The organism is Shewanella sp. 492 (genome assembly GCF_059338445.1).
This window is the reverse complement of sequence record NZ_CM181702.1, coordinates 2,088,560-2,100,484: the sequence shown is the minus strand read 5'-3', so window position 1 is coordinate 2,100,484 and position 11,925 is coordinate 2,088,560. Positions and strand designations below refer to the sequence as shown.

Annotated in this window: 10 protein-coding genes and 1 pseudogene; 8 read left to right on the top strand and 3 right to left on the bottom strand. The window is 45.3% G+C overall.

Going from position 1 to position 11,925, the window contains the following annotated elements:
* Positions 1–33: 33 nt before the first annotated feature.
* Positions 34–1,233, bottom strand: a complete 1,200-nt coding sequence (locus AC5YBX_RS09410) for an IS4 family transposase (RefSeq protein WP_494523565.1) — start codon at positions 1,231–1,233, stop codon at positions 34–36.
* 131 nt (positions 1,234–1,364) lie between these two features.
* On the opposite strand from AC5YBX_RS09410, the gene AC5YBX_RS09405 reads away from it, so the two are divergent.
* The gene (locus AC5YBX_RS09405; RefSeq protein ID WP_494523564.1) at positions 1,365–1,892 is read left to right on the top strand and encodes a hypothetical protein; all 528 of its coding nucleotides are present in this window, start codon (positions 1,365–1,367) and stop codon (positions 1,890–1,892) included.
* Between the two features lie 301 nt (positions 1,893–2,193).
* Here AC5YBX_RS09405 and AC5YBX_RS09400 read toward each other — a convergent pair.
* Positions 2,194–2,493, bottom strand: a pseudogene (locus AC5YBX_RS09400) (transposase); the annotation flags it as partial.
* 156 nt (positions 2,494–2,649) lie between these two features.
* Here AC5YBX_RS09400 and AC5YBX_RS09395 point away from each other — a divergent pair.
* Together AC5YBX_RS09395 and AC5YBX_RS09390 are read left to right on the top strand one after the other, a co-directional pair.
* Entirely contained in the window at positions 2,650–3,162 is a 513-nt protein-coding gene (locus tag AC5YBX_RS09395) for a type II secretion system protein (protein WP_494523563.1), read from the top strand.
* A 489-nt stretch (positions 3,163–3,651) separates the two neighbouring features.
* On the top strand, positions 3,652–4,308 hold the full coding sequence (locus AC5YBX_RS09390) for a glutathione S-transferase family protein (protein ID WP_494519056.1): 657 nt from the start codon (positions 3,652–3,654) through the stop codon (positions 4,306–4,308).
* A 298-nt stretch (positions 4,309–4,606) separates the two neighbouring features.
* Here AC5YBX_RS09390 and msrA read toward each other — a convergent pair whose 3' ends face one another.
* Positions 4,607–5,086 carry a peptide-methionine (S)-S-oxide reductase MsrA gene (gene msrA, locus AC5YBX_RS09385; RefSeq protein ID WP_494523562.1) on the bottom strand — a complete coding sequence of 160 codons (480 nt, stop codon included), beginning with the start codon at positions 5,084–5,086 and terminating at the stop codon, positions 4,607–4,609.
* 296 nt (positions 5,087–5,382) lie between these two features.
* On the opposite strand from msrA, the gene astE reads away from it, so the two are divergent.
* From astE to nadA, 5 genes are all read left to right on the top strand, one after another.
* Positions 5,383–6,426 carry a succinylglutamate desuccinylase gene (astE, locus tag AC5YBX_RS09380; protein WP_494519058.1) on the top strand — a complete coding sequence of 348 codons (1,044 nt, stop codon included), beginning with the start codon at positions 5,383–5,385 and terminating at the stop codon, positions 6,424–6,426.
* Positions 6,427–6,633: 207 nt separating this feature from the next.
* Positions 6,634–7,812 (top strand): thiamine pyrophosphate-dependent dehydrogenase E1 component subunit alpha, encoded by a 1,179-nt coding sequence (locus AC5YBX_RS09375; protein ID WP_494519059.1) that lies wholly within the window; start codon positions 6,634–6,636, stop codon positions 7,810–7,812.
* A gap of 3 nt (positions 7,813–7,815) precedes the next feature.
* Positions 7,816–8,793, top strand: coding sequence for an alpha-ketoacid dehydrogenase subunit beta (locus tag AC5YBX_RS09370; protein ID WP_494519060.1), 978 nt, complete (start codon positions 7,816–7,818; stop codon positions 8,791–8,793).
* Positions 8,794–8,803: 10 nt separating this feature from the next.
* Complete coding sequence (locus tag AC5YBX_RS09365; protein ID WP_494523561.1) at positions 8,804–10,396, top strand: dihydrolipoyllysine-residue acetyltransferase; 1,593 nt, start codon at positions 8,804–8,806, stop codon at positions 10,394–10,396.
* Positions 10,397–10,509: 113 nt separating this feature from the next.
* Entirely contained in the window at positions 10,510–11,577 is a 1,068-nt protein-coding gene (gene nadA, locus AC5YBX_RS09360; RefSeq protein WP_494523560.1) for a quinolinate synthase NadA, read from the top strand.
* The last annotated feature ends 348 nt before the right edge of the window (positions 11,578–11,925 follow it).

The window sequence follows — 11,925 nt, the reverse complement described above, 5'->3', positions numbered from 1 at the left end:
ATCAGCCCCTTAAATGGGCGCTGGGGGATCCCCTCATAATTCAGGTCTCCCTGCAGTGTGAACCAACTTGATATATTCATGCATTGCCCAGCGTAAATGCTGCGCTGTTATTTGATAGTTTTCCCTCCGCCGAACCTCTTTCCCCAATCTGACAATCGACAGCACAGGCCGGTGCCGAATGGTGTTGGCCTGAAAGTGTTTTTGCCAGCCTAGATGTAAGGCAACGATACCAATTAGCCATAAGGCAATTTCTGCCAGCATAGCGATGAGCAGCAACACATCTAGCCGCTTCGGACAACGACTTTTGCAGTGCCTCAGCCCCATGCCGTATTGTCTCTTCAAGTCTCGAAAGGTCTCTTCAATCTGCATTCGCTTAGCGTAGAGCTTTGTCACTTGGACCGAGTTAAAGTGATTAGGTGGTAAGTTGGTTGCCAATAGCCACGGCTCTTTGCTGCTTCTTCCGTAGCTTGCTTGGGCGGTATGGTTTCTTCCTGCTTTTGAGGAACGGCGGTCTTTACGACCTTTTTCTTTCGCTTTGTAGAGGTGTAAATGACAGGACAATGGGCTTTTCCTGGCGAGGTTAACACGGCCGATGTATTTGGCTTTGTTCGTTGCTGTTGGGTAAAGCGACTTATTGGAGTGCCATTGATGTGTTCCAACATGCTGATAACTGACGTCACCACGAACACGCCCTAACCAAAACCAGCCGTGACTTGCTACTTGAGCAAACCAAGTATTGCGATAGCCAGCATCGGTGACGATTAGCGGACAGCAGCTATTCGGAAGTACCTTTGCCAACTCAGTCAGAAAAACATTGTGGCTGCGAGGTGCGTTGTAATCTTTGAATTCAAAAGTACGCTCATAAAGGGTCACGCTGCGCCCTTGAACACTGATGGAGGCGCGCAATGTCATCAAGCGGAGTTGTTCTCTTACATCGGCCCAATCGACAAGCACGATAGGCATTGGGTTAGCACCGCAAAGATGCATTGCATGCCAGCGATATATCGCCATTCGGTCATTATTGAGGTGGTGATTACCGAGCAAGCGGTCAATACGTTTGATACTGTGCTTAGGTGCCACATTACCAGAGATGTTACGGCCTAGCTGGGTCAAAGAGAGTTGATCACCATCTAGTAATGATTTAGTGGCAACCATAAGAGAATTAAGACGTTTTTTGTGGATGGAAGAGCATTGATTGCTAAGAGAGTCATGTAGTATTGTAATGTCACGCATGGTGTTGTTCTAGTTTGTTTTTGGCGAAATTGATTAGATCAAACAGCACCATGCGTGTCTACTAATTGATTGTAAAAGGAATTATCTGGGGATTCCCTAGAGCCGGGCGTTATGTTTCTGAAAGGGGAATTATGGATATTAATCGTATTGCTCAGATAATCTGCTCTGTGGCTGAGAGTGAAAATAGAGAACTATCTGATATAGAACAGGGTATATTTCATATGCCTGAATTAGCTTTTGCATATGAATGCGGTAAGGCGATTGTCAAAGAGTCAAAGAATATCTTTGGTGAAACAAAAGTTGAATGGTATAGGGAATACGATCTTAAAAATGGCGGACCCACCGATTTAGTTTTTAAATTGGATTCTGGTTATACAATAGCGATTGAATTTAAGTTGCGAGATACAACTACAGCCTATCAAAATGACATTGAAAAACTTGGTCGAATCAAAGAAAAAAAGTGTATTCGATTATTTTGCGCTTTAGTTGACGTATTTAACTATCAATTACCTGACGATGGTCGCCAAGCGCATATTGAATGTCTACCAAATTATCAAGTAAAGTCACTTCATAAAGTAACGTTCGATACTAAACAAAATAGATATGTTAAACCTGTATCTTGTGTAGCGTGCGTTTGGGAAGTTGGTGAGTCGTTGTAGGGCGAAACATAACAAATAAGGATAGGCCGCGCGTAGCCGCGTCCTTATCCCGAGTGTTGAACAAGCCCGGGTTTGTAGGAAGTGATACCTTTATATAGTAAATAGCGGCGTGAGATCTCACGCTGGTTTAGGTCGGGGAGCTTAATTTACACTTTTGGCTAGCCATAGCTATCCCTTAGCACCGACAGCCAATAAGTAAGTCTATAGTTTCAAAAGCTTAATCACCACCTGCGTTTCACTTCTAGAGATCTAAAATTTCAAAATCCTGTTATCTTACCGCTTAAACAGTAGCGTTAGATTGCTAAGTGCTCTGGCTATGAAAGCTTGTCAGTCGCCCCTGCTTTTTTCCATGTACGCCCATAAATGTCATCGGCTGCTGGCAGCAAGAACAAGGCTGTATTGCCGCAATGCGTTTTGCCTCTTCGACTAGGGGAAATACCGCCCCTGCGACAACGATCATCAACTGTATTTGTTGCCTCAGTTTGCAGAAGTTCCCGCTAAGTAATCCATAATCTCGTACTCGGCGTAACCCTTTGGGCAAAACATGCTGAAGCACAAACCATAGGAACTCTATCGCGGGTAAGGTACGCACTTTATTTGAATCGCCACTGGTTTCCTAGATACCTTTTTGCTTAGGTAAAATTATCTAAAATCAACTAAAATCAACTAAAATCAACTAAAATCAATTTAAACTTATCGATAACGCCGTAGTAACCTAACACCCTAGTTAATAATGCCACCTAAAATGAGTCTTATTATGAAATCATCAGGATTTACCCTTATTGAGCTTGTTGTTGTGATCATTGTTCTTGGCATTTTAGCCGTGGTCGCTGTTCCTAAATTTATTGGCGTGACAAGTGAGGTCTTAATCGTAGAGATTCAAGATATGGAGGGCGAATTGAAAACCGCTAATAAATTGGTATTTTCTAAAGCCGCACTCGAAGGTAAGGAAGAGCTGGCTTTCAACGATATCCATAATCAAGTGGATTCATCACTGATCATCAATGGCAAAAAGGTCAGCCTGCATTATGGTCGTATCCAGGCAACCAAGTGGAATATCTATCAAGTCATGAACATTGATGAAGCTGACTGGACCGTGTTAGCTTCTTCTGGCGTTTATGCTCAAGCCTATTTCACCCCAAGAGGTGCGCCGGCGTTTGGCGCAACTAGCATACAAGAGATGGTCGATTCTAAATGTTATCTCAAGTATGGTTTCAGCCAAGAGCATTATAAAACGCCAAATTATGAGCAAGTCACCTCAGGTTGTTAGGCCTATTTAGCTAGCGCTAGTCAGTGTTAATCTATTATGACGGCCACTCAGCTCGGATTTTACTCTTTACTTTAATCATTTTTAAGCTTCGTTTTAAATAGTGGCGTGGGATCCCATTCCACATAAAAACCGATATCCATAGTTAATGACATAGACATTAGCCTCCGACTAAGCTTTGATTGAGCATGAAATCAGGAGGTTTTATGCCGCTCTCTGGCTAAACTCAAACGTGTACCTAAGACCTTTTATTATTGTTGTAGCCGTGCCGTTTGCCGTACCTTTGTGGGGGGCTCTTACACTTTAATGCGGCGTTATACGGTTTAGGATTAAGGCTTCTCCCATCCAATTTGAAGATGCACCAAAAGATATGGCTGTTTGTTATTTTAGTGGTGAAGCCGATGTGATTACTGGGCCTTGTGTTCGTAGCTTAAGGTGTATAGCATGGCTCGTTTTTAAATTAACTAATTCTAAATTAACTGAGGGTTTACGATGAGTCTGATAGTCTATGGTGTGCCGCTGTCGCCTTTTGTGCGTAAAGTATGTTTGTGCTTGGCCGAAAAGGCGCTGGATTATCAATTAGAGATAATTTCGCCGTTTGATCAGCCGTCTTGGTATAAAGAGATAAGCCCGCTTAACCGTATTCCTGCTATTAAAGATGGTGATTTCACCTTGGCAGATTCGAGTGTGATCTGCCAATACCTTGAAGAGCAATATCCGCAAGCAACAAGCTTGCTCGGCGACAATGCCGAGCAAAATGCGCGAGTGCGCTGGTTAGCTAAATATGCCGATGATGAGTTGGCACCATTAACCACCTTTAGCGTTTTTTCACAACGCATTATCCAAAAAAGCATGGGTAAAGAGTGTGACGAAGCCGCTGTGCAATTAACGCTGACAGAAAAATTACCGAGCCATTTCGATTACCTCGAACAGCAGTTAGCGGGTAATGATTATTTTGTCGCGGGAAAGCTCACCTTAGCCGATCTGGCTTTCAGTTGTCAGATGGTGAATATGGAGCACGCTGGTGAGACGATAGATGCGGCGCGCTGGCCATATTTGAGTGCCTTATATTTACGGGTTAAGGCGCGTGCATCGATGCAAGCCTTGTTACCGGCAGAGCAAACCATCATTGCCAAAATAACGGCCTAGTGATAACTCTGCTCTAGCTTTTGCTGGTGCAGGGCGCAACTAAGGCTTAGTTAGCCCGCGTGATCCTAACATTAGGTAGGCTGCAGTATAGGTTAGGCCGTTACATAAATGGCCATGATGGATAACTGATTGAATTGCCTTACAGATGAGACCAAAAAGCGGCTAATAACCTAATAGGTTAGCAGCCGCTTTTTTTGGATAAAACAAACGTACTATCTCGCTGCTCCGATCAAGAGTAACTTACTGAAAGTGGCTCTAAGAATAGCAGAGCAGGCTAAATACTGCGATTAACGGCTACTTAATAGGTCAAGTGACAACTGGGTAGCTTATTCTTTTCTAAGTAGTTTTGGTGATACTCTTCGGCGCGGTGAAACGGCATCGCTGGCACGATTTCTGTGACAATTTGGCGCTCCCCCCATTTTCCGCTTCGCGCTAAGGCAAGTTTCGATTGCTCAGCGGCCGCTTTTTGCTGCTGATCGTAAAAAAAGATCGCGCTGCGATATTGATGGCCTATGTCACCGCCTTGCATGTTGAGCATGGTCGGGTTGTGATTAGACCAAAATACGGCTAACAGTTGTTGGTAACTAACTTGGTGTTCGTCATATTCAACTTGAACCACTTCAGCGTGACCGCTATTACCTTGTTTGACTTGCTCGTAAGTGGTGCGCTTATCGTCACCGCCCATATAACCACAGCTTGCTGCTGTCACCCCTTCAATTTGTCTGAAAAAGTACTCAACACCCCAAAAACAACCAGCACCAAATGTGGCTATAGCCATTTGTACACCTCATGACTTTTAATTGATATGCCTATTCACCGGTAGAGGATGAAGCGCTTAGCATCACCTTACAACTAAAATAGACGTCTAGATGGCTTTATTGTGTGGTGGCTTGAATGAGAATGCAAGCTTAATTTATCGGTTACTGAGTTATTATGTGGTGACAAATGGCTGTCTGATCCGTTAAATGGTACTATCAGCCCTTGATAAACATAATACTAATAAATCCAAGGAGTCATGCCTATTACAGCAGATCAACATGATCTGTAAGGTATGAATAATGTAAGGAGTTTTGTGTGCCACAAGCACTAAATCTGTCGAATGACTTTTTGCAATTTACCCTCGCAAATCCAAAATCTATCCCAGAGCCGTTGACCTTTACCATAGGTGAACATACCCGCGTACATGTTTGGGATACCGGCGTGATTGCATTTGAGCCTTTATCTTGCGGCGATGCACCAGTCAAAAATATTGTATTGTCCAGTGCCATACACGGTAATGAAACCGCGCCCATTGAACTGTGTAACACGCTGATCACTCAGTTGCTCAGCGGTCAAATCATCACGCAGCAAAGGTTACTCTTTTTAATTGGTAACCCTGCGGCTATTTTAAATGGCACCCGTTTTGTCGAAGAAAACCTTAACCGGCTTTTTAGTGGGGCGCACTCCAGTGGGCAAGGACTCATCAACGCCGAGCGTGTGAGAGCCAAGAAGCTTGAACGTTATGTCGATCGCTTCTTTACTGGCGGTCAGCCTAACTCGCCGCGATATCACTACGACCTACACACCGCTATTCGCGGCTCCAAGCATGAAAAATTTGCCATTTATCCCTACCGTCAAGGTGCGCCTTATAGTGGTGAACAACTGATGTTTTTAGCCGCTTGTGGTATTAAAACAGTGTTATTTCACCATGAGCCAACCACCACCTTTAGTTATTTTTCTGCTCATAATTATCAAGCCCATGCGTTTACTATCGAACTTGGCAAGGTTATGCCGATGGGCCAAAATGATATGACACGCTTTATTGCGCTCAAAACAATGCTAATTCAATTAATTAAAGGTGAGCCTTTGGCATTACCTGCATTCGATCCTAGCCAGCTAAACCTCTATCAAGTTAATCGCTCTATCAATAAGGGTTATGATGATTTTGAGTTTACGTTTGCCAATGACGTGGAGAACTTTACCGCGTTTCCTAAAGGTTATGTGTTAGCTAAAGAGGGGGGGGCAGAGGTTAAGGTCGATGCTGCATTCGAGTCTATCGTGTTTCCTAATGCCAATGTGCCCGTTGGGCAAAGAACGGTGCTCTGTTTGGTGCCCGCAGCGGATTATCGGGTTGACTAAAGCCTTAGCGCGCTAAGGATTGTAAAGCTATATATACATCAATGTTAGATGCTAGTTATCCCCTTTAAACATGTTGGGCTTGATAGGTAGTTTACGTTAACGTAATTTAAACCTCACGTGTGAAGCATAATAATGGCCAGTGATTAAGTGTTACGCTTAATCGCTGGCAAATAAATAACAAGAAAACTCAGCTGATAAGAGAATAGTATGAGCAACACTAAGAGCACGACAGAAACTGTCCATAGGGTCAGCTTTCTTGATAAGGATTCGCTGTCAATCCCGATGTTAAAGATCCTTCAAGCAGACGGCACCACGTTTGAAGAAGCGGTATTACCTGTGATTGACCAAGCCTTAGCTGAAAAAATTCATGACACGTGCGTATTCACCCGAGTACTCGACGAACGTATGTTAGGTGCACAGCGTCAGGGCCGCATCAGCTTCTACATGACTTGCACCGGTGAAGAAGCCTCTATCGTTGGCAGCGTCGCGGCGCTCGATGATGAAGATGTTATCTTAGCGCAATACCGTGAGCATGCCGCGCTGCGTTACCGTGGATTTACCACCGAGCAGTTTATGAACCAGATGTTCAGTAATGAAAAAGATCTGGGCAAAGGCCGTCAAATGCCGATTCACTATGGTAGCAGTGCCTTACATTATCAAACCATTTCATCGCCACTGGCGACGCAAATACCACAAGCCACTGGGGTCGGTTATAGCCTTAAAATGCAGGGTAAACGTAATGTTGCTATCTGTTATTTCGGTGAAGGTGCCGCCTCTGAAGGAGATTTTCACGCCGGATTGAATATGGCCGCCGTGCTCAAGTCGCCGACGATTTTTTTCTGTCGTAACAACGGCTATGCCATCTCAACGCCGACCAGTGAGCAGTTTGCCGGCAATGGTATTGCTAGCCGAGGGGTGGGCTATGGTATGCACACCATACGCGTAGATGGTAACGACATGTTAGCTGTGCTTGCCGCTACCCAGCAAGCCAGAGCCTATGCGCTAGAGCATAATGCGCCAGTACTCATTGAAGCGATGACCTATCGCTTAGGCGCACATTCATCGTCTGATGATCCCTCTGGCTATCGCTCCAAAGAGGAAGAGGCGAAGTGGCAACAGCATGATCCCGTGCAGCGTTTTAAATTGTGGATGATCAATAAAGGTTGGCTAACCGAAAGCGATGACAGCGCACTGTATGACAAATATCGTCAAGAGGTGTTAGCCTCGGTTAAAGTGGCTGAAAAGCTGCCTGTCGTGACCATAGATGAACTGATAACCGATGTGTATGACACGCCAACGCCGCGTCTCGAACAGCAACTCAAAAATCTTAAACAACATATTAAAAAATATCCAGAGTCCTATCCAAATAGCGCAGGGAGAGTCTAAATCGTGGCAAAGATCAATATGTTACAAGCCATCAATGATGCCTTAACCATTGCAATGGAAACCGACGAAAAAACGGTATTGTTTGGTGAAGATGTAGGCCACTTTGGTGGCGTATTTCGTGCCACCTCAGGCTTACAGGAAAAATTTGGCCGCGATCGCTGTTTTAACACCCCACTGACCGAGCAAGGCATTGCCGGTTTTGCTAACGGTTTAGCCTCAAACGGCATGACCGCGATTGCCGAAATTCAGTTTGCCGATTATATCTTTCCTGCCATTGACCAAATCGTCAACGAGTCGGCCAAGTTTAGGTATCGCAGTGGTAACGAATTCAACGTCGGTGGCATCACTTACCGCACTCCTTATGGCGGAGGTATCGCTGGTGGTCATTATCATTCGCAATCACCTGAAGCTTATTTCACTCAAACCGCAGGCTTAAAAGTGGTTGTGCCACGAAATGCCTATCAGGCTAAAGGGTTATTATTAGCGTCTATTCGCGACAACAACCCTGTGGTGTTTTTCGAGCCTAAACGCTTGTACCGCGCCAGTGTCGGTGAAGTCCCTGAAGGCGCCTATGAGATAGAGCTAGGTAAAGCTGAAGTGGTTAAAGAGGGCACCGATATCACCTTACTGGCTTGGGGGGCGCAGATGGAGATCATCGAAAATGCAGCTTCGATGGCAGCCAAAAAGGGCATTTCATGCGAAATCATCGATTTACGTACACTTGCCCCATGGGATGTTGAGACCGTCGCGGCGTCAGTTAAGAAAACCGGTCGCTTGCTCATCAATCACGAAGCGCCATTAACCGGTGGTTTCGCTGGTGAAATTGCTGCCACGATTCAAGAAGAGTGTTTCTTGTATCTTGAATCTCCTATTAGCCGAGTGTGTGGCCTAGATACGCCTTACCCCTTGGTGCACGAAAAAGAATATATGCCAGATGCGCTCAAAACGTTTGAAGCGATCAAAGCATCGATGAAATATTAGGAGCGCAGGCATGATTAAAGAATTTATTTTACCCGATATAGGTGAAGGGGTCGTTGAGTGCGAACTGGTCGAATGGTTGGTAAGCGAAGGCGACATGGTGGTTGAAGACCAACCCATTGCCGATGTCATGACCGACAAAGCCTTAGTGCAAATTCCCGCACCCCATGCAGGTATTATCAAAAAACTTCATTACAAAAAAGGCGATGTCGCGAAAGTGCATGCACCACTCTACTCGGTGGAGCTGGATGATATTGCTGAGACTGAATCATCGGAGGAAGCGGCCGTTAACTCAGCTAACGTTCAAAATAATTCATCGCAAGATAATGCCAGCACAAGCGCAGTGGGCACCGCCATTGAAGAGTTTTTACTGCCTGATATTGGCGAGGGGATTGTCGAATGTGAATTAGTGGATTGGTTAGTCAAAGAAGGCGACATGGTGGTTGAAGACCAACCCATTGCCGATGTCATGACCGACAAAGCACTGGTGCAAATTCCAGCCATAAAAAGTGGCAAGGTTGTCAAACTGCATTATCGCAAAGGCCAACTGGCTCAAGTGCATTCACCGCTATTTGCTATCGAAGTGGAGGTGGAGTCGGCGCCTGCAGTTCAAGCTATGTCGCCATCGCATGCCGCTAGTGCTCATAATGCGGCGACAGATAATGACACCTTAGACGTCGAGGGGACATTACCAAGCAATGGTAAAGCACTCGCCAGCCCAGCGGTAAGACGTTTGGCGCGCAGTTATGATATTGATTTAGCCAAAGTGCCTGGTACAGGCAAACATGGCCGCGTCTATAAAGAAGATGTCGAGCGTTATCGTGGTGGCGAAGCCGTTAAAGCCAAAGCGGCTAAAGCTGCCAGCAGCGCCGAGCAGAGCGCCACACTTGAGAATAAGCAATCAGAGCGAGTCGAACCCATTCGCGGCGTTCGCGCCGTGATGGCGAAGATGATGATGGAGTCGGTATCGACCATACCGCATTTCACCTATTGCGAAGAGTTAGACTTAACTGAGTTAGTTGCCCTGCGCGAATCGTTGAAACAGCGGTATTCTAGCGATGAGTTAAAACTTACTATGATGCCGTTTTTTATGAAAGCGATGTCGTTGGCCTTGAGTCAATTCCCCGATATTAATAGCCGCGTGAATGACGACTGCACCGAGCAAACCTTCTTTGCTTCGCACAATATAGGCATGGCGGTCGACTCGAAAGTGGGCTTATTGGTGCCTAATGTTAAAGATGTACAGCTTAAATCGATTCTTGACGTGGCCAGTGAGATCACTCGGTTAACTAAAGATGCCCGAAGTGGCAGGGTGAGCCCGCAGGACCTTAAAGGTGGCACCATTTCTATCTCTAATATTGGTGCATTAGGCGGCACAGTCGCAACGCCTATTATCAATAAACCTGAGGTAGCGATTGTGGCGTTAGGTAAACTGCGAACGTTGCCGCGCTTTAATGAGCTGGGCGAGGTAGAGGCTCGTAAGATCATGCAAGTGAGTTGGTCGGGTGACCATCGCGTTATCGATGGCGGCACCATTGCACGCTTCTGTAATTTGTGGAAACAGTATCTTGAACAGCCTCAAGAGATGCTGCTGGCTATGCATTAACAAAACGTTTTTTTTGAAAAAGAGCGCTTAGCGCTCTTTTTTTTTAATGCTATTAATCTTTGGCCTGAATTAAGTATAATGACGCAAATTAATCCACTATTTTTGGTTTAAGCATGAGTCAGTTAGCTCCAAGTATATCAAACATACAATATCCATTTCCCGCTAAACCTATTCCGCTAAATGATGAGCAAAAACAGCATTATAAGGCGCGTATTAAGCAGCTTTTAAAAGAAAAGGACGCGGTGTTAGTAGCCCATTACTATACCGACCCAGAGATCCAGGCATTAGCCGAGGAGACTGGCGGTTGTGTATCTGACTCACTTGAAATGGCGCGATTTGGGCGCGATCATCCAGCTAAGACATTGATTGTAGCTGGGGTTAAATTTATGGGCGAAACCTCAAAAATCTTGAGCCCAGAAAAAACCGTGTTAATGCCCACCCTTGATGCAACTTGCTCATTGGATGTTGGTTGTCCCATCGAAACCTTCAGTGCTTTTTGCGATGCTCATCCCGATCATACCGTAGTGGTTTATGCCAATACGTCTGCAGCGGTCAAAGCCCGCGCCGATTGGGTGGTCACATCTAGTATTGCACTGGAAATTGTCGAGCATCTAGATAGCGAAGGTAAAAAAATCATCTGGGGCCCAGACAGACACTTAGGCAGTTACATTGCCAAGCAAACTGGCGCCGAGATGTTGATGTGGCAAGGTGAGTGTATTGTCCATGACGAATTTAAGGCCAAGGCCTTGCGTGAGCTTAAAGCACTGCATCCAAATGCAGCCGTGTTAGTTCATCCTGAGTCACCCGCCAGTGTGGTCGAGTTAGCCGATGCAGTGGGCTCAACCAGCCAGTTGATTAAAGCTGCACAATCAATGGATAACGACACCTTTATAGTGGCAACCGATAAAGGCATTTTCTATAAGATGCAGCAAGCTGCACCTAACAAGACATTAATCGAGGCGCCCACTGGTGGTAACGGAGCAACGTGCCGAAGTTGTGCCCATTGCCCATGGATGGCGATGAACGGCCTACAAGCCATTGAGGCAGCGTTAAGTGACAGTGACAGCGCACAACATGAGATATTTGTCGATGAGTCCTTGCGTCAAAGGGCGTTGTTGCCTTTAGACAGAATGCTCAACTTTGCCAAAACGTTAAATATGCAAATTAAAGGTAATGCCTAACACCGCCATGGAGCAGCTGAAAAGTGGTCAATAAGGCTGTAAATTATCCAACAGTTAAGTAAACTTGATATTAAGCAAAAAAAGCGCCTTTAAAGGCGCTTTTTTTATGTTTAAATTTGCTCTAATTCGGCGCAGTACTAGACCAGAGACTAACTGTGCTTGCTTGATTGAAGTGCTAAAAACAGTCCCATTTGGTGCGCCTGTCGCTGATGTTTTACTGACATTTAAATGTCATGCTAGTGTTTACAAACCCAGGCGCTATGCAGTGATTGACGAGATAATATTACGGAGCGTCTTACTCAAATGACAATACAATGGCTTAAAAAATGCGGTGTTATGGGTAACCAA

Coding starts and splice junctions, on each gene's coding strand:
- AC5YBX_RS09405 (WP_494523564.1), top strand. CDS start 1,365: ATGGATATTAATCGTATTGCTCAGATAATCTGCTCTGTGGCTGAGAGT.
- AC5YBX_RS09390 (WP_494519056.1), top strand. CDS start 3,652: ATGAGTCTGATAGTCTATGGTGTGCCGCTGTCGCCTTTTGTGCGTAAA.
- AC5YBX_RS09395 (WP_494523563.1), top strand. CDS start 2,650: ATGAAATCATCAGGATTTACCCTTATTGAGCTTGTTGTTGTGATCATT.
- AC5YBX_RS09410 (WP_494523565.1), bottom strand. CDS start 1,233: ATGCGTGACATTACAATACTACATGACTCTCTTAGCAATCAATGCTCT.
- AC5YBX_RS09365 (WP_494523561.1), top strand. CDS start 8,804: ATGATTAAAGAATTTATTTTACCCGATATAGGTGAAGGGGTCGTTGAG.
- nadA (WP_494523560.1), top strand. CDS start 10,510: ATGAGTCAGTTAGCTCCAAGTATATCAAACATACAATATCCATTTCCC.
- msrA (WP_494523562.1), bottom strand. CDS start 5,086: ATGGCTATAGCCACATTTGGTGCTGGTTGTTTTTGGGGTGTTGAGTAC.
- AC5YBX_RS09375 (WP_494519059.1), top strand. CDS start 6,634: ATGAGCAACACTAAGAGCACGACAGAAACTGTCCATAGGGTCAGCTTT.